Raw genomic sequence first — 18,494 nt, forward strand, 5'->3', positions numbered from 1 at the left:
TTAGAGTTCTTAGTGTCCCAAAAAAAAGAAAAGCGTCACAAAGCTCACCAAGTTCCACAAAGCACACAAAAAAGTAATTCATTGTGCTCTTTGAGCTTCTTAGAGATCTTTGTGTTCCAAAAAATAAAAGCGACACAAAACTCACCAAGTTCCTCAAAGCACACAAAAAATATCTTTGAGGTCTTTGTGCTACTTTGAGCTCTTAGTGTCCCAAAAAAAAGAAAAGCGCCACAAAGCTCACCAAGTTCCACAAAGTACACAAAAAAGTAATTCATTGTGCTCTTTGTGCTTATTCGAGTGTTTTGTGTTCCAAAAAATAAAAGCGACACAAAGCCCACCAAGTCCCTCAAAGCACACTAAAATAATCCTTTGAGATCTTAGTGCTCCTTAGAGCTCTTCGTGTCCCATAAGAAAAAATAAAGCGACACAAAACTCACCAAGTTCCTCAAAGCACACAAAAAATATCTTTGAGGTCTTTGTGCTACTTTGAGCTCTTAGTGTCCCAAAAAAAAGAAAAGCGCCACAAAGCCCACCAAGTCCCTCAAAGCACACTAAAATAATCCTTTGAGATCTTAGTGCTCCTTAGAGCTCTTCGTGTCCCATAAGAAAAAATAAAGCGACACAAAACTCACCAAGTTCCTCAAAGCACACAAAAAATATCTTTGAGGTCTTTGTGCTACTTTGAGCTCTTAGTGTCCCAAAAAAAAGAAAAGCGCCACAAAGCTCACCAAGTTCCACAAAGCCCACAAAGTCAATCTTAGAGTTCTTTGTGCTCCTTAGAGAGCTTAGTGTTCAAAAAAAAGAAAAAGCGACACAAAGCCCACCAAGTTCCACAAAGTACACAAAAAAGTAATTCATTGTGCTCTTTGAGCTTCTTAGAGATCTTTGTGTTCCAAAAAATAAAGCGACACAAAACTCACCAAGTTCCTCAAAGCACACAAAAAATATCTTTGAGCTCTTAGTGCCTCTTAGAGCTCTTAGTGTCCCAAAAAAAAGAAAAGCGCCACAAAGCTCACCAATCTTCACAAATTCAAAAAAAAATCATGTTTCCTTTATCTCTAGATACCGAAGACCTTGCACATACCACTATTGGTTGCGCAATTGAAGTTCATAGAAATTTAGGTCCAGGATTATTGGAGTCAACTTATCAAAAATGTCTTAAATACGAATTAGGTAAAGTTGGACTTCTGGTTGAAGAAGAAGTATTACTGCCTTTAAAATATAAAGAAATTGAACTTGAAAAAGCATATCGAATTGATATGATCATTGAAAATAGGTTGATCATTGAAAATAAGACAGTAGAAAAAATAACCGATGTGCATAAAGCTCAACTTTTAACATATTTAAAGCTTACAGAAAACAAACTGGGTTTGATTATTAATTGGAAGTCCAAAATTTTAAAAGGTAACATCAAAAGAGTAATCCTATAAAGATATTATAATAAAATCATCCCAAAAAAAAATAAGCGACACAAAGCCCACCAAGTTCCACAAAGCGCACAATGTCAATTTTAATGTTCTTTGAGTTTCTTTGTACTCTTAGTGTTCCCAAACAAAAGCTACATAGGAGTAAACAAAATTAATACTTAGAGCTCTTTATGCTCCTTAGAGTTCATTGTGTTCCAAAAAAAATTAAGCGTCACAAAAATCACTAAGTTCCTCAAAGCACACCAAAAAATTCTTCGAGATCTTCGTGTCTCTTAGAGTTCTTAGTGTCCCAAAAAAAAGAAAAGCGTCACAAAACTCCCAAAGTCCCTCAAAGCACACAAAAAATATCTTTGAGGTCTTTGTGCTACTTTGAGCTCTTAGTGTCCCAAAAAAAAGAAAAGCGTCACAAACTCCCAAAGTCCCTCAAAGCACAATAAAATAATTCTTTGAGGTCTTTGTGCTCCTTCGAGCTCTTCGTGTCCCAAAAAATAAGCGTCTCAAAAAAACAAATCTATGTCAACAAACCCTTCCTCAAATCCCCAAAACGACGAAGACGAAATCGATCTTTTAGAACTAGCTAAAACAGTTTGGAAAAAGCGCAGGCAAGTCTTCAGCATCACACTCGTCTTTATGCTTATTGGACTAGCAGTTGCATTACTTTCCCCTAAGGAATTCACAGCCTCCTCTACCTTTATCCCACAAACTTCCGAATCAGGAAAAGGAGGGGGATCTCTAGGTGGATTGGCTTCTTTAGCAGGAATTAATTTGGGTGGTATGAGTGGAGGTTCAGAAATTCCACCTGCCTTGTATCCAAAATTCGTCTCATCAGTCCAATTCAGGAAAGCACTTTTAAATGCACCAATCAATGTGGAAGGCATGAATGAAACGGTTACCTATTCCAAATACTATGAAGAAGTTGCGCAACCAGGGCTTTTGGCAAATATTAAGAAATATACATTAGGTCTTCCCGGGGTGATTATCAAAGCAATCAAAGGAAAACAGGAAGACACCCTGGTTCAAACCGAAGAAGGGGATTTGATCAAATTAAATGAAGAAGAGGTCGAGCATTTCAAGAGATTAGATGGTCAATTATCTGTTGCTCCCAATGAAAAAGAAGGCTTTGTATCTCTTTCTTTCGTAATGCCTGAACCTTTGATGGCGGCTCAAATGGCCAAGTATGCTCAAGAACTCCTTCAAAATGAAGTAATTGCCTACAAAATTTCCAATGCCCGAGAGCAATTGAATTTCACGGAAGAACGCTTTGCTGAGAAAAAAGCAGAATTTGATCAAATTCAAGCTCAACTAGCAAATTTCCGCGACCGAAACCAAAATATCTCCTCAGCCACTGCCATGAATCAAATGGAAAGATTAGAAGCAGAATACAATTTTGCTTTCAACATCTACACGGAACTTGCCAAGCAACTCGAGCAAGCTAAACTTCAAGTTTCCAAAGACACCCCAATCTTCTCCGTCATCCAACCCGTCACCATTCCCACAGAAAAATCAGCTCCCAAGCGCCCCCTCATTTTAGTTATCTTCACCATCTTGGGCATCATCATCTCCCTAGCCTACATCTTCGGCTCCGAATTCCTCAGAGGAGTGAAAGAACAATGGAAGGAGGGGTAGTGTGGAGAGGTTAAGCGTTAATCGTTCAATGTTATTCGTTAAAATTTGTCCCGTTCCCGATTACTATCGGAGTGGACGATGTTAATCGTTAATCGTTCAATGTTAATCGTTCAACGTAGAGTACAAGTCAAGTTTACGACTATCCCTACGCTTAACGCTTTTTACGCGAAGCATTAACGCTCTTACCGTTCACCGTTAAATAGCTTGTCCGCCGCGCCTGTGGTCGTGGCGTAGCGGATTAATCGTTCAACGTAGAGTACAAGTCAAGTTTACGACTATCCCCACGCTTAACGATTTTAACGCGGAGCATTAACGCTACTACCGTTCAGGGTTAAATAGCTTGTCCGCCGCACCTGTGCACCGTGGCGTAGCGGATTAATCGTTCAACGTAAAGTACAAGTCAAGTTTAGGCTTATCCCAGCGCTTAACATATTACGACAAACCTTCTCCCCCTCATGGCAATAAACTCTTTCGAAGACCTTGAAATTTGGCAAATGGCCAGAGAATTGGCTAGTTTAATAAGAGTTAGTGCAACAAATCAGTCATTTAAAAGTGATTTTAGATTTGTATCCCAAATAAATAGTGCTGCTGGTTCGGTAATGGATAATATCGCGGAGGGTTTTGAAAGAGATGGAAACAGAGAATTTATTCAATTCCTTTATATAGCTAAAGGATCTTGTGGAGAAGTAAGGTCTCAAGCTTATAGGGCATTTGATGCTGATTTTTTCAATCAAGAGCAATTGAATATAATCTTGAAAATAACAGAAACATTGAAATTCAAAATCAAAGGATTAATAATGACGTTAAAGAATAGTGGAAGTAAAGGGTATAAGTAAAATTTGTTAAGTGTCTTCAACGTAGAGTACAAGTCAAGTTTACGACTATCCCTACGCTTAACGCTTTTTATGCGAAGCATTAACGCTCTTACCGTTCACCGTTAAATAGCTTGTCCGCCGCGCCTGTGGTCGTGGCGTAGCGGATTAATCGTTCAACCGTAGAAGACTTTATCATTCACACATACCCCCACGCTTAACGTTTTTAACGTTTAACGCTTAACATTCAAAAAATCCCTTTATCCTTAAAAATTTTCTCGCAATACTGAGGTACAAGTTTTAATCTTTTAACCCTCTTTGAACACTTAAACTTTTTCCTCAATTTAACCTTTTAACCCAATTAACCCAATTAACCCTAATAACCTCTTAACCCTATTAATCCTATTTATTCACTTAAAACCAATTAACCCTATTAAACCATTTAAACTCTTAACCTTTACAAAAACATGAAAATCACAGTCATCGGTACCGGCTACGTCGGACTAGTATCAGGAGCTTGTTTTGCAGATGTAGGGATACAGGTGACTTGCGTTGACGTTGACCAAAAGAAAATTGAAGGTCTCAAAAATGGCATCATGCCTATCTATGAGCCTGGACTAGAAGAAATTGTCAAAAGAAACTATGCCTCTGGCAGACTTCAATTTACCACCAATTTAGGTAAGGCAATTCAAGGTTCTGAGGTGGCTTTTATAGCAGTTGGAACACCTCCTGGGGAAGATGGTTCGGCAGATTTGAAATATGTATTAGCTGTAGCAGACGAGATCGGCGCAAAGATGTCAGACTATATCGTAGTAGCCACCAAAAGTACCGTGCCAGTTACTACAGGTGAAAAAGTTCGTGCTGCCATTAAAGCTGCATTAGACAAAAGAGGTTCAGACTTGCCTTTTGCTGTTGCCTCCAATCCAGAATTCCTGAAAGAAGGTGCAGCAGTAGAAGACTTTATGAAGCCTGATCGCATTGTTATTGGTGTGGATGATGAAAGGGCAGAGGCCATTATGAAACGACTCTACAAACCTTTTCAACTCAATGGAGACCGCATCATATTCATGGATATCCCTTCCGCTGAGATGACCAAATATGCGGCCAATGCCATGCTAGCAACCAAAATCTCTTTTATGAATGACATCGCAAACCTCTGCGAACTGGTAGGTGCTAATGCCAATATGGTCCGCAAGGGCATAGGATCTGACCCAAGAATTGGAACCAAGTTTATTTATCCTGGGGTAGGCTATGGAGGTTCATGTTTTCCTAAAGACGTCAAAGCCATCATCAAAACAGGCAAGCAATACGGCTATGAACTCAAGGTCTTGCAGGCTGTAGAGGATGTCAATGATGCACAAAAGCATGTTTTGGTAAAGAAAATAAAACATCATTTTGGGGAAGACCTCTCAGGCATGTCCTTCGCCATCTGGGGCTTGAGCTTCAAACCAAATACCGACGACATGCGAGAAGCTCCTGCAACAGTTATCATAGAGGAGTTGATAGCAGCGGGAGCAAAAGTTAAAGGCTATGACCCCATTGCCATGAAAGAAGCTCAGCATATTTATATTGGTGACAAAATTACCTATGCCAAAGATGCTTATGATGCCTGCGTCGATGCTGACGCACTTTTGTTGGTAACCGAATGGTCAGAATTCCGCATCCCATCCTGGGAAGCTCTCGGCAAACTCCTCAACAACAAAGTCATCTTCGACGGCCGCAACATCTACGATAAAAAGTATCTAGAAGAACTCGGGTGGAAGCACTATGGAATAGGAGTTTAGTAGAAGTTAAATGTTAAAAGTTAAGTGTTTAAGAATGTTTAATCGCTTAAGTCTTGTCCCACAGAATTAGGGGATGCTTAATCGTTTAACTGAAACCCACAATTAAACATCAAATAACCAATTAAGCAACTAACCAAATAACCAACTTTAGCGCTCTTTTTTCTGTCTTTAACAGACCTTTTTATTTTTACTTATTATTCCCTAACTTATCCAAAAAATTAAATGAGTCATGCTCAATAAATTATCAAATCGATTATTTTGGGATGTAAATCCTCAATCACTAGATGCAGAAAAGGATATTGCATTTATAATTGCTAGGGTTGTAGAAAGAGGTACACTCGAGGAATGGAAATTGATAGTTGCAGAGTATGGTATTGCAAAGATCGTTAGGGTTGCCAAAGAATTGAAGTCACTAGATATTAAAGCAGCAAACTTTCTAGCCCAAATTTCAGATACACCTATCACTGAATTCAAGTGCTACAATATCAAACAGTCGAACCCAAGACACTGGATTTATTAAAAAGTATTTCTTCCTTACCATTATTTTCAAAACATAGGTTGGTTGGAGGTACTGCATTAGCATTAATCTTTGGTCATAGGTTATCTATAGATTTAGATTTCTTTAGTACAGAACCGTTGGATCACGAAGAAATCTTATTTTCAATCAAGACAATAGGAAAAGTAGAAGTAGTCTCTAAGTCAAAATTTATCAATTCATTTTTTATAAATGATGTCAAAGTAGATTTTGTTTCTTTACCATATAAGTGGATTGATGGTCCAATCCTAGAAAATCCTATCAAGTTGGCAAGTATAAAAGATATAGCAGCAATGAAATTGGCTGCAATTACAAATAGAGGATCTAAGAAAGACTTCATTGATATTGCATTATTGATAAAGGAAGTAGGCTTGGATAATATGATATTATACTACAGTGAAAAATATCCAGACGGAATGAAAATGATGGTCTTGAGAAGTTTGGTTTATTTTGAGGATGCTGAATCTCAACCTGATCCAGTCATGCTAGAGGATTATAACTGGTCAAGTATCAAGCAACTTATACTCAATGCTACAAAAAAGTATATAGAATAACCATTTATAGTTTGATCGATTAACCGCTTAATCGCTTAACTGAACCTCTCGTCCATCTAGGCTTAACGCTATATCCGTTCAACGTTAAATAGCTTGTCCGCCGCGGATTAACCGTTCAAAGTAGAAACTCAGTAAACTCTCGATACCCCCACGCTTAACGCTTAACGTTTTTAACGCTTAACGCTCTTTCCGTTAAACGTTCGCCGTAGGAAATTAGTAAACTCTCGATTCCCCACTTCACACCTCCACCGCATTCCCATGCGGGGTTAATAAAATTCATTCCCTCAGGGAATCCCCATAAAGCATAAAAAATTAATTCTTCGAGATTTCGGTTCTCTTAAATGGAAACAAATCTTGTAAAAATCGTTATTTCTGACTCTTGACTAACCAACTCTACAATTAATCAGTTAACTTAGTCCAAGTGCTTTAAAGTCTGTATAAAATGGAAAATACCGAAAAAATTCTCAAGCAATTTATGAAGTTACCACCACTTGAAAAAGCCAATATCATAGATCAGCTTCTGAAAAGCTTAGATGAACCAGATCCTTCTGTAGATAAATTGTGGGTAAAAGAATCAGAAAATCGCATAAATGCTTATGAATCAGGTAAACTTAAGGCATTAACAGATGAAGAGTTTTTTAATATGAAGAAAAGCTAAATGTAATGACCTTGCGCTACTTAAGTCTTGCAAAAATCGAATTAGACCAATCATATGAATTCTACGAGTCTCAAAAACCGAAACTCGGAGCAAGTTTTTTAAGGGAAGTAAGACAAGGAATAAGAAGAATACAAAATCAACCTACAGCTTGGACCCCAATTTCAAAAAGATTAAGAAGATGTTTATTAAATAAATTTCCTTTTGGAATAATTTACCAAATAAGAGAGGATGAAATTTTGATTATAGCAATCGCTCATTTACACAGAAAACCAAATTACTGGGAAAATAGAGCTTAAATCTGGTTAGTACCTATAACCAAGAATGTTTAATTGGTTAACCGCTTAATTGTTTAACTGATTCCGTTAAATAGCACTTCAAATAAGCAACCCCGACCCCTCGGGGCAACTAACCACTTTTGAGCTCTTCGTGATCCTTAGCGCTCTTCGTGTCCCCAAAAAAAAAGAAGCGTCACAAAACTCACAAAGCCCCTCAAAGCCCACAAAAAAATCAATCTTTGAGTTCTTCGTGGTCCTTAGAGCTCTTAGTGTCCCAAAAAATAATAAAGCGACACAAAGCTCCCAAAGTCCCTCAAAGTCCACAAAAAAATAAACTCTTAGAGCTCTTTGTGTTACTTGGAGTTCTTTGTGTTCCCAAAAAGAAATAAAGCGACACAAAGCTCACAAAGTCCCTCGAAGCCCACAAAAAAATCAATCTTTGAGTTCTTCGTGGTCCTTAGAGCTCTTAGTGTTCCAAAAAAAAGAAAGCGTCACAAAACTCACAAAGAAGCCCAAAGCCCACAAAAAAATAATTCATCGTGCTCTTTGTGCTCCTTAGAGTTCTTGGTGTCCCAAAAAAAAAGAAAGCACCACAAAACCCCCAATATTACTCCCTAAACTTTTATATTTAATTTAAAGTATATACTTTTGATATATACTACTTCCAAAATTATGAAAACATTATCTCTTAAATTAGATGACCTTGTTTTTGAAGAAACAGAGGAGCTTTTGAATAAAATTAAAATGCCAAGAAACCGTTACTTCAATGAAGCAATACAATACTATAATAATATTCAACAAAAGAAATTCCTGAAAAAGCAATTAATCTTAGAATCGAAACTTGTAGCTAAAGAGTCAATGGCTATTCTGAATGAATTTGAAAGTTTAGAGGAGGATGAAGGCTAGAAAAGATGAAGTTTGGGTAGCTAATTTGGATCCAAGATTTGGAACGGAAGCTGGTAAAACAAGACCTGTATTGATTGTGCAAACGAACTTACTCAATGAAGTCCATCCTTCTACTTTAATTTGCCCAATTACTACCAATGTTCAACTTCAAAGTAAAATATTAAGAGTCCATTTGAAAAAAGGAGTTGCGAAAGTAAAAGAAGATTGTGATATCATGATCGATCAAATCAGAGCTATTGACAATAAAAGGTTGGTTAAGAAAATAGGAAATATCCCAAGCCCATTAGCAAATCAAGTCAAAGAAAACCTAAAAATCCTCCTAGACCTTGATGGAGATGGTAGTATTATTAGCGGAAAAATAAAGCGTCACAAAGACCACTAAGTTCCACAAAGCTCACAAAGTCAATCTTCGTGCCTGCCTCCCGCTAGGGATGGCTCTTTGTGATTCTTAGTGCTCTTAGTTGCCCAAGAAAAAAAAGAAAGCACCACAAAACTCACAAACCCAACCTTTCACCTTTCACTTCAACTAAACGAAACCACATCACTATTAAATCAAACTTGATAAACTACATAAAACCTATTATATTCAATATAAGTTATCAAACTAGATAAAGAAAAAATCAAGATCATGATTATTAAAAGAAAAGAAGATCAGATTACTTTCAAGTTAGACTCAAAAAAACTCAGTCTAATTGAAATTCAAGCAATTAGTGATTGGCTTGAGTATTTGGAGTTGTCAGGTTTTAAAAATTCTGATAGTAATGAAGTACAGAATATAGTTAGTGATGCAAAAAGAGGAAGATGGGAGAGGCTAAAATCAAAAATTGACTAATGAACATAGTCGTAGATTCCAATATCGTATTCAGTGGAATGCTTAATAGTGATGGTAATCTCGCAAAAGTTCTGCTTCTTAGTTTTAATAAATTGACTTTTTATTCTTCGCAATCACTAAAAGAAGAGATATATTCTCACGCTGAAAAACTTAAGAAAATAGCTGGTTATTCAGAATTCGAGTTTTTTAGAATCTTTAATATCTTAACTAAAAACATCAATTTTATTAATCCTTTGCTAATACCAAAAGATTTTCTCTTTAATGCCTACAATTTAACAAAGGAAGTTGATGAAGATGATACTGAATTCATTGCCTTGACGGACTATCTTGGAGCCTCATTGTGGACTGGTGATAAAAAACTAATAAAAGGAATGTCAAAGCAAGGTTGGACTAAATTCGTTGATACTAATCAACTTCTTCATCATGCTATTCTGTAATTAACCACAAAAAGTTTAATCGCTTAACCGAACCTCACAATTGAACATCAAATAAGCAACTAACCAAATAACCATTATAAAGTTTAATCGCTTAACTGCTTAATCGTTTAACTGATTCCGTTAAATAGCACTTCAAATAAGCAACCCCGACCCCTCGGGGCAAATAACCACTTTTGAGCTCTTTGTGTTCCAAAAAAAAGAAAGCGACACAAAGCTCCCAAAGTCCCTCAAAGTCCACAAAAAAATAAATTCTTAGAGCTCTTTGTGTTACTTAGAGTTCTTTGTGTCCCCAAAAATAATAAAGCGACACAAAGCTCCCAAAGTCCCTCAAAGCGCACAAAATTAATTCTTTGAGCTCTTCGTGCCCCTTAGAGTTCTTTGTGTCCCAAAAAATAATAAAGCGACACAAAGCTCCCAAAGTCCCTCAAAGCCCACAAAAAAATCAATCTTTGAGTTCTTCGTGGTCTTTAGAGCTCTTAGTGTTCCAAAAAAAAGAAAGCGTCACAAAACTCACAAAAGCCCTCAAAAAGCCCACAAAAAAATCAATCTTTGAGTTCTTCGTGGTCCTTCGAGCTCTTAGTGTTCCAAAAAAAAGAAAGCGTCACAAAGCTCCCAAAGTCCCTCAAAGCTCACAAAAATAATTCTTTGTGATCTTCGTGGTCCTTAGAGTTCTTTGTGTTCCCAAAAAAAAAATAAAGTGTCACAAAGCTCCCAAAATCCCTCAAAGCCCACAAAAAAATCAATCTTTGAGATCTTCGTGCCCCTTAGAGTTCTTTGTGTCCCAAAAAATAATAAAGCGTCACAAAACTCACAAAGAAGCCCAAAGCCCACAAAAAAATAATTCATCGTGCTCTTTGTGCTCCTTAGAGTTCTTGGTGTCCCAAAAAAGAAAAGAAGCGTCACAAAACTCACAAAGTCCCTCGAAGCCCACAAAAAAATCAATCTTTGAGTTCTTCGTGGTCCTTAGAGCTCTTAGTGTTCCAAAAAAAAGAAAGCGTCACAAAACTCACAAAGTCCCTCAATGACCACAAAATTATTTCATAGTGTTCTTTGTGGTCCTTAGAGTTCTTGGTGTTCCAAAAAAGAAAAAAAAAAATCGACACAAAGCTCACAAAGTCCCTCAAAGCCCACAAAAAAATAATCTTTGAGATCTTCGTGCCCCTTAGAGTTCTTTGTGTTCCCAAAAAAAAGGAAAGCGTCACAAAACTCACAAAGTCCCTCAAAGCTCACAAAAGTAATTCTTTGAGATCTTCGTGCCCCTTAGAGTTCTTGGTGTCCCAAAAAACAAAAGAAGCGTCACAAAACCCCTCAAAGCCCACAAAAAAATAATCTTTGAGCTCTTCGTGGTCCTTCGAGCTCTTAGTGTTCAAAAAAAATAAAGCGTCACAAAACTCACAAAGTCCCTCAATGACCACAAAAAAATAATCTTTGAGATCTTCGTGCCCCTTAGAGTTCTTTGTGTCCCAAAAAAAATAAAGCGTCACAAAGCTCTCAAAGTCCCTCAAAGCGCACAAAAGTAATTCTTTGAGATCTTCGTGCCCCTTAGAGTTCTTTGTGTTCCCAAAAAAAATAAAGCGTCACAAAGCTCCCAAAGTCCCTCAAAGCTCACAAAAGTAATTCTTTGAGATCTTCGTGCCCCTTAGAGTTCTTTGTGTCCCAAAAAATAATAAAGCGACACAAAGCTCCCAAAATCCCTCAAAGCTCACAAAAGTAATTCTTTGAGATCTTCGTGCCCCTTAGAGTTCTTTGTGTCCCAAAAAATAATAAATCATGCTCATACCTCTTCAAAACTCAAAAATCGCCATCATCGGCCTTGGTTACGTAGGCCTGCCTTTGGCGGTTGCTTTTGCGGAGAGGTACAAAACTGTGGGCTATGATATTGATTCTAAAAGGGTGGAGGAGCTACAAAAAGGCCATGACAGAACTTTGGAAGTCGAGGATGAAGACCTCCAAAAAGTCTTGGTCAAAACGCCTGAAGAATTAGAAGAAAAAAGAATTGGACTTCAAATTACTGGTTCAGTTCCTCCAATTTCTTCCTGTAACATCTATATAGTTACAGTACCCACACCCACAGACAAGCACAATAAGCCTGTGCTCACCCCAATGCTTAAGGCTTCTGAAGCTATTGGAAGGGTCTTGAAAAAAGGGGATGTGGTGATCTATGAATCCACAGTTTACCCAGGAGTCACAGAAGAAGAATGTGTTCCAGTATTGGTGAAAGTTTCAGGATTAAAGTTCAATGAAGATTTTTTTGCCGGCTACTCTCCAGAGAGAATCAATCCAGGAGACAAAGAACATACAGTCACCAAAATCTTAAAAGTTACCTCAGGTTCTACTCCAGAAGTAGCCACTTATGTAGATGACCTATACAAATCTGTCATCACTGCAGGCACCCACCAAGCTTCTTCAATCAAAGTTGCTGAAGCAGCAAAAGTGATAGAAAACTCTCAACGAGACATCAACATTGCTTTTGTCAATGAGCTTTCTAAAATTTTTAACTTACTCAATATCGATACCCAAGAAGTCTTAGAAGCCGCGGGAACCAAATGGAACTTCCTTCCATTCAAACCTGGCTTAGTTGGAGGACATTGTATTGGAGTTGACCCTTTTTACTTAGCACAGAAAGCACAGGAAGTAGGATACCATCCAGAGATCATTTTAGCAGGTAGAAGACTAAATGACTCCATGGGCAAGCATGTGGCCACAGAGACCATCAAACACATGATGCGCAAAGACTTAAAAGTTATAGATTCAAAAGTATTGATTCTCGGCTTTACCTTCAAAGAAGATTGTCCAGACGTAAGAAATACAAGAGTAATTGATATCTACAACGAATTGAAGTCTTTCGATATGGAGGTAGATGTCTATGACCATTGGGCAAGTAGAGAAGAGGTAGAGCATGATTATGACATCTCTATGCTTGATAAAAATAAAAAACCAATTTTATCTGAATATGCTGCGATAATCTTGGCCGTAGCGCACAAAGAATTCAGAAACTGGAACATCCAAAAATCTGATCATCAAGTAATCTTCGATGTGAAAAGTGTATTGGAGAAGGAGAAGGTAGATGCAAGATTATAGTCGAGAGGAAAAAGAAATTTGAGGAGCTATTTTGATTGATTTAAACTCAAACTTCTATTTTGATTTTCAATAAATAAGTTGTTTATTTAGTTAATACAGTATCAAAACCCATGATTATCAAATCCATCTCTTTAGATAATTTCAGATCTAAATCTAAACTCCAATTAGAGCTTGGAAGGAGACTGACTATTCTCATCGGAGAGAATGGTTCAGGCAAGACGAGTGTTCTCGATGGCTTAGCAATAGGTTTAGGGTCAATTTTAACTTATCTTCCTGGTGTTTCTGGAATTTCATTCAAGAACACGGATATCCGTCAAATCAAAAATCAAAAAACTCCATATACAAGGGTTCGTATAGAAACCGACGAAGGGCTTATTTGGGATAGAACGGAAAGAAGGGATAAAAGCAAATCTACTTCTAGGCAAATTCCACCTGCTGTTGGACTTCAACACCTTCGTAAATACCTCGATAATCAAATACTTGATCCCTTTAACGATTCCAAAAAGGTGGAGCTCCCTATATTTTCCTATTATGGAGTATCTAGAGCCTTATTGGATGTACCACTTCGCAGGAGAGGTTTTCCAAAAGCTCATGCCAGATTTGAAGCATTGGAAGGAGCATTAGTTGCAGATAGCCGTTTCCGATCCGCTTTTGTTTGGTTTTACAACAAAGAAAATGAAGAGCAACGTAAACAGCGTGAGTTAAAAGATTTTGACTTTCAACTTCCCGAACTAGCTGCTGTGAGAAGCGCAATCATAAGTATTTTCCCAGGGATATCTAATCCTCATATTACCTTGAATCCTCTCAAGTTTGTGGTGAATAAAGACGACGAGACTTTGGATATCATGCAGCTAAGTGACGGATACAAGACTCTTCTATCTTTGGTGATTGATTTGGCTATTAGAATGGCCCTAGCCAATCCCGAATCTGAAAGGCCTCTGGAATCAGGGGCTGTGGTATTGATAGATGAAGTAGATTTACACCTTCATCCCGAATGGCAACGTAGGGTGGTAGGAGACTTGCTTCGTACTTTCCCGAACACACAGTTTTTGTTAACTACTCATAGTCCATATATTATTGAGTCGATCAATAACCACTTGCAACGATATCATATCCATAATATCCCAACCAAGGATCAGGATATCTTAGACATTCAACCGATTTCCCCGGGTGAAGTAAAAGCCTATTTTATTGAGGAAAATAAGGAAACCAATCTTATTGATTCTGAAGTTCAGCTGTTGGATGATCAATTGATACATCCATTCAACTCAATCGCAAAGCTGTACGATCGGATGAGAGATTTACAGTGGGAAAAGCCGATTCATGATTGATTTAGGAAATTTTGAAGCCTGTGTTTGTCAAAGGTCAGGTCAGCCCTCTGAATCCTGTGCTGATCGTCTGGTGCTTCAAGAAAAGGGTAAGAAAATCACGCTCAAACCTAGGTCAGGAGAATCTGCAAAACTTTTAATTCTGGATGGTTGTGTCCTAAAAGATAATTCCCCAAAGTGTGATGGAGTTTTCTTCTATGAAAAAAGAAATACGAGTTATATAATTTTAGTTGAGCTTAAAGGAGGAGATATTGACCATGCATTTGAGCAAATCAAATACACCAGAGAACAGCGCACAGAATATACTAGCCTAAAAAATCATTTTAGACAAAATCGATCAGGTAGTATAATTGAATCCGCATTTGTGATATCAAACCACCGCATCGATAGAGTGACGCATCAGAAACTTGAAAAAGCTCATGGATTACGGCTTAAAGCAATATTACATTCAGAAGCAACGACACCTTTGCAGGACTTGAGAACATGGTTGTAAATCGATAACTTTTTTAGAATGAAATTTCCTTATCGACTGTCATAAATGAAAAATCTAGGGTTAAACCTATAACCTTCTCCCAAAAAAAATCAATAGCGCACTCTGCAACTTTGCAAACTTAGCGAGAGCCCCTAAACTTTAATCTTCTATGAAAAAAGCCATTATCGTCTCCGGTTACTTCAACCCCATACATAAAGGTCATATCGAATACTTTAACCATGCCAAAGCAGCAGGTGATGTACTAATTGTCATCGTAAACAATGACCATCAAAGAGCCTTAAAAGGCTCAAAAGAGTTTCAATTAGAAGATGAACGGGTGTTTATTGTTTCCAATATCAAAAGCGTAGATCAAGTATTTTTATCTATCGATCAAGACAGGACAGTATGCGAAACCATCAGAGAGATTCATAAACAACTGGGGAAATCATTCCAATTAGCTTTTGCAAACGGAGGCGATCAAAATAACCAATCCATACCAGAAGTCCCTGTATGTGAGGAGCTAGGAATAGAACTCATCGACGGCCTAGGAGACAAAATCCAATCAAGTAGTTGGTTGTTGAAAAAATAAAATGTTAAACGTTAATTGTTAAGCGTTAAGAAGAATAAATTTAGTAAAGTCACATTTAACAGCTTGTCCGCCGTGGCGGATTTAACGCTTAACCCTTAACCCTAAATCTCTGTGAAACACTGTGATTCCACAGCGTAACTCAGTGGACCCAAAAAATGAACAAAACGACTAAAATCTACATCGCCGGCCATCGCGGCATGGTTGGTTCCGCAATTTGGAGAGCCTTAGAAACCAAAGGCTATAACAACTTAATTGGTCAATCTTCCAAAGAACTGGACTTAAGAAATCAACAAGCAGTCCATGATTTTTTCGATAATGAAAAACCAGAAGTTGTAATTGATGCAGCAGCTAGGGTAGGAGGGATTCTGGCTAACAATGATTTTCCTTATCAGTTTTTGATGGAAAACATGCAGATACAGAATAATCTCATAAACGCATCACTCAAAGCAGATGTGAAAAAGTTTATTTTCCTAGGTTCTTCCTGTATTTACCCAAAATTGGCACCTCAACCTTTAAAAGAAGATTACTTGTTAACTTCCTCTTTAGAGCCCACAAATGAATGGTATGCCATTGCGAAAATTACAGGAGTCAAAGCATGTGAGGCAATTAGAAAGCAATATGGGAAGGATTACATTTCATTGATGCCTACAAACCTATATGGCTCATTTGATAATTTCGATCTAAAGACTTCTCACGTATTGCCAGCCATGATCCGCAAATTCCATGATGCAAAACATTCAACAGTCAACGGTCAACAGGCTCCCGTTACGCTATGGGGATCTGGAACGCCTATGCGAGAATTCTTACATGTGGATGATATGGCTGATGCAGTAGTTTTCGCCTTAGAAAATCAATTCCAAGACAACCTTTACAATGTAGGAACAGGAACAGACCTCACTATCAAGGAACTCGCTGAAATGATTCAAAGGATAGTAGGTCACGAAGGAGATATCATCTGGGATAGCAGCAAACCCGACGGTACCCCAAGAAAACTCATGGACGTATCCAAAATGACTTCGGCAGGCTGGCAAGCCAAGATCGGACTAGAAGAAGGAATAAAAGGCACCTACCAATGGTTCCTCGAAAACCAAGACTCTTTCAAGGAAGTAAAAATGTGAAGGTCCACTGGGTAACTCAGGGTAAAACACCGTGTAACACTGTAAAAATATTGCTATATAAAAGCGAAGTTATGAAAACAGTAAATCTTTTGAAAGATCTCAATAAAAGAAAAACCCCTATAGTTAAAATTGATACGTCACTAAATCACTTTGATGGGAATGTTATTGCTTCCGGTAAACTTGATAAGGCCAATAAAGCTTTGGAAACATTGGGTCTCCCAAAGTAATTTTTTGAAAGTATTTTTGATGATCCACTGGGTAACTCAGAGTTCAACACAGTGTAACACTGTGGAATTAAAAAAATGGAGGTAAACGAAATTACAGGTAAAATTTTAACCGCAGCCTATAAAGTTCACACAGCTTTAGGCCCAGGACTCTTAGAATCTTCTTATCAGGCATGTCTGAAGTACGAATTAGTGAAAGCAGGTTTACAAGTAGAGGTTGAAAAGTCCTTACCTTTAGTTTATGAAGAAGTGAAACTTGAGTGTGGTTACAGATTAGATATGCTAGTTGAAAATCAAGTAATAGTGGAGTTAAAGACCGTTGAAAGCTTTGCTGATGTTCATATAGCACAAATATTAACCTATCTTAAATTATCCAATAAGAAGATAGGCTTGCTTCTTAATTTCAATACCAAAAGCTTAAAGAACGGAATTAAAAGAATTATTTTATAAAAAATCACGGTGTAACACAGTGCCTAACTCAGTGTAACACCGTGGACCCAAAAAATATGAAAGTCGCATTAATAACAGGAATAACTGGCCAAGACGGCTCCTATCTCGCCGAATTACTTTTAGAAAAAGGTTACATGGTTCACGGCATTAAACGTAGAGCTTCTTCCTTCAACACCCAAAGAGTAGATCACTTATATGAGGATCAGCATGAAGACAATGTAAGACTCAAACTCCATTACGGTGACTTAACAGACTCGACGAACCTCATTAGAATTATTCAAGAAACTCAGCCAGATGAAATCTATAACTTGGGCGCCATGTCCCATGTCAAAGTTTCTTTCGACTCTCCTGAATATGTAGCGAATGTAGATGGAATTGGTACATTGAGGATTTTGGAAGCGGTGAGGATATTGGGATTAGAAAAGAAAACGAGAATATACCAAGCTTCAACTTCTGAACTTTATGGAGGGATGCCTGAGAACAAAAATGAAAAAGGATTCTACGACGAAAACTCACCGTTTTATCCACGTTCTCCATACGGTGCAGCAAAGATCTACGGCTTTTGGATTACCAAAAATTATCGTGAGGCGTACAACATGTTTGCATGTAATGGCATACTTTTCAATCACGAGTCGCCTCGAAGAGGGGAAACATTCGTAACTAGAAAAATCACCAGAGCAGTTGCTAAAATTGCTTTAGGTTTACAGAAAGAACTCTACATGGGTAACCTTGATGCCAAACGAGATTGGGGACATGCTAAGGATTATGTAAAAGCCATGTGGCTAATTCTACAACAAGACGTTGCAGAAGACTTCGTAATAGCCACAGGTGTCACCACAAAAGTCCGTGACTTCATCCAAATGGCCTTTGCTCATGTCGGCTTTAACATTAGATTCGAAGGCGAAGGAGTAAACGAAGTTGGAATCCTTAATTCAGTCGATCAAGTGATTTATGAAAAGGCAACTGGCTTAACGATTAACTCCTTAACCCTTAACGCCGGAGACACTTTACTAAAAATCGATCCCATCTACTTCCGTCCAACCGAAGTCGATCTTCTTCTCGGAGATCCAACGAAATCTAAAACAAAACTAGGCTGGGAACCTGAATATGACCTTCAAGGGTTAGTGGAAGATATGATGGTATCGGATATTCAATTGTCCCGCAGAGAACACTTTATGGTCTAGTCAGGGCAGAGGGTGTTGTATCAGAATTAGTAGTTAAGAGTTAATTATTAGTTATTTCGGATTAACACTCAATCATTTCTTTAAGTTATTGATTCGTTATTTTCACTATTCTTTTAATGCTGTATTATTTTCAATTTACTGATTTGAATTATATTTTGTTTCACTTTCTCCAAAAATTATAGTAGTTGGGGATCATAAATTG

20 protein-coding genes are annotated in these 18,494 nt (G+C 37.7%); all 20 read left to right on the top strand.

Annotation, left to right across the window (positions count from 1 at the left end; genetic code table 11):
* The first annotated feature begins 980 nt into the window (after window positions 1-980).
* The 20 genes from BELBA_RS11580 (at window position 981) to gmd (ending at window position 18,292) form a co-directional block, all read left to right on the top strand.
* The gene (locus BELBA_RS11580; protein WP_245531056.1) at window positions 981-1,430 is read left to right on the top strand and encodes a GxxExxY protein; all 450 of its coding nucleotides are present in this window, start codon (window positions 981-983) and stop codon (window positions 1,428-1,430) included.
* 510 nt (window positions 1,431-1,940) lie between these two features.
* Window positions 1,941-3,053 (top strand): Wzz/FepE/Etk N-terminal domain-containing protein, encoded by a 1,113-nt coding sequence (locus BELBA_RS11585; RefSeq protein ID WP_014772886.1) that lies wholly within the window; start codon window positions 1,941-1,943, stop codon window positions 3,051-3,053.
* Between the two features lie 455 nt (window positions 3,054-3,508).
* A complete protein-coding gene (locus tag BELBA_RS11590) occupies window positions 3,509-3,889 on the top strand; it encodes a four helix bundle protein (RefSeq protein WP_014772887.1) in 381 nt (126 codons plus the stop codon).
* 443 nt (window positions 3,890-4,332) lie between these two features.
* Window positions 4,333-5,649: a UDP-glucose dehydrogenase family protein gene (locus BELBA_RS11595; protein WP_014772888.1), complete on the top strand. Its 1,317-nt coding sequence runs from the start codon at window positions 4,333-4,335 to the stop codon at window positions 5,647-5,649.
* A gap of 229 nt (window positions 5,650-5,878) precedes the next feature.
* On the top strand, window positions 5,879-6,169 hold the full coding sequence (locus BELBA_RS11600; RefSeq protein ID WP_014772889.1) for a DUF6922 domain-containing protein: 291 nt from the start codon (window positions 5,879-5,881) through the stop codon (window positions 6,167-6,169).
* Window positions 6,124-6,738, top strand: coding sequence for a nucleotidyl transferase AbiEii/AbiGii toxin family protein (locus BELBA_RS11605; RefSeq protein WP_014772890.1), 615 nt, complete (start codon window positions 6,124-6,126; stop codon window positions 6,736-6,738). The genes BELBA_RS11600 and BELBA_RS11605 overlap by 46 nt, the downstream gene beginning before the upstream one ends.
* A gap of 442 nt (window positions 6,739-7,180) precedes the next feature.
* Window positions 7,181-7,396 (top strand): addiction module protein, encoded by a 216-nt coding sequence (locus tag BELBA_RS11610; RefSeq protein WP_014772891.1) that lies wholly within the window; start codon window positions 7,181-7,183, stop codon window positions 7,394-7,396.
* A gap of 5 nt (window positions 7,397-7,401) precedes the next feature.
* Complete coding sequence (locus BELBA_RS20495; RefSeq protein WP_014772892.1) at window positions 7,402-7,692, top strand: type II toxin-antitoxin system RelE/ParE family toxin; 291 nt, start codon at window positions 7,402-7,404, stop codon at window positions 7,690-7,692.
* A gap of 651 nt (window positions 7,693-8,343) precedes the next feature.
* A complete protein-coding gene (locus BELBA_RS11620; protein WP_014772893.1) occupies window positions 8,344-8,577 on the top strand; it encodes a hypothetical protein in 234 nt (77 codons plus the stop codon).
* On the top strand, window positions 8,567-8,959 hold the full coding sequence (locus BELBA_RS11625; protein ID WP_014772894.1) for a type II toxin-antitoxin system PemK/MazF family toxin: 393 nt from the start codon (window positions 8,567-8,569) through the stop codon (window positions 8,957-8,959). The genes BELBA_RS11620 and BELBA_RS11625 overlap by 11 nt, the downstream gene beginning before the upstream one ends.
* Before the next feature lie 246 nt (window positions 8,960-9,205).
* Complete coding sequence (locus tag BELBA_RS11630) at window positions 9,206-9,409, top strand: hypothetical protein (RefSeq protein ID WP_014772895.1); 204 nt, start codon at window positions 9,206-9,208, stop codon at window positions 9,407-9,409.
* Window positions 9,409-9,846: a PIN domain-containing protein gene (locus tag BELBA_RS11635; protein WP_014772896.1), complete on the top strand. Its 438-nt coding sequence runs from the start codon at window positions 9,409-9,411 to the stop codon at window positions 9,844-9,846. The genes BELBA_RS11630 and BELBA_RS11635 overlap by 1 nt, the downstream gene beginning before the upstream one ends.
* Window positions 9,847-11,616: 1,770 nt before the next feature.
* Entirely contained in the window at window positions 11,617-12,927 is a 1,311-nt protein-coding gene (locus BELBA_RS11660; protein WP_014772898.1) for a nucleotide sugar dehydrogenase, read from the top strand.
* A gap of 110 nt (window positions 12,928-13,037) precedes the next feature.
* Window positions 13,038-14,258, top strand: a complete 1,221-nt coding sequence (locus BELBA_RS11665) for an AAA family ATPase (RefSeq protein WP_014772899.1) — start codon at window positions 13,038-13,040, stop codon at window positions 14,256-14,258.
* Window positions 14,251-14,748: a hypothetical protein gene (locus tag BELBA_RS11670; protein ID WP_014772900.1), complete on the top strand. Its 498-nt coding sequence runs from the start codon at window positions 14,251-14,253 to the stop codon at window positions 14,746-14,748. Before BELBA_RS11665 ends, BELBA_RS11670 begins: the two co-directional genes overlap by 8 nt.
* Window positions 14,749-14,896: 148 nt before the next feature.
* Entirely contained in the window at window positions 14,897-15,316 is a 420-nt protein-coding gene (locus BELBA_RS11675; protein ID WP_014772901.1) for an adenylyltransferase/cytidyltransferase family protein, read from the top strand.
* A 155-nt stretch (window positions 15,317-15,471) separates the two neighbouring features.
* Window positions 15,472-16,434, top strand: a complete 963-nt coding sequence (locus tag BELBA_RS11680; RefSeq protein ID WP_014772902.1) for a GDP-L-fucose synthase family protein — start codon at window positions 15,472-15,474, stop codon at window positions 16,432-16,434.
* A 71-nt stretch (window positions 16,435-16,505) separates the two neighbouring features.
* Complete coding sequence (locus BELBA_RS19865) at window positions 16,506-16,661, top strand: hypothetical protein (RefSeq protein WP_169315103.1); 156 nt, start codon at window positions 16,506-16,508, stop codon at window positions 16,659-16,661.
* A 75-nt stretch (window positions 16,662-16,736) separates the two neighbouring features.
* Window positions 16,737-17,108 (top strand): GxxExxY protein, encoded by a 372-nt coding sequence (locus BELBA_RS11690; RefSeq protein WP_014772904.1) that lies wholly within the window; start codon window positions 16,737-16,739, stop codon window positions 17,106-17,108.
* A gap of 56 nt (window positions 17,109-17,164) precedes the next feature.
* A complete protein-coding gene (gene gmd, locus BELBA_RS11695; protein ID WP_014772905.1) occupies window positions 17,165-18,292 on the top strand; it encodes a GDP-mannose 4,6-dehydratase in 1,128 nt (375 codons plus the stop codon).
* Window positions 18,293-18,494: the final 202 nt, after the last annotated feature.

Source organism: Belliella baltica DSM 15883 (assembly GCF_000265405.1).
In the GTDB taxonomy this organism is placed as follows: Bacteria; Bacteroidota; Bacteroidia; order Cytophagales; family Cyclobacteriaceae; genus Belliella; species Belliella baltica.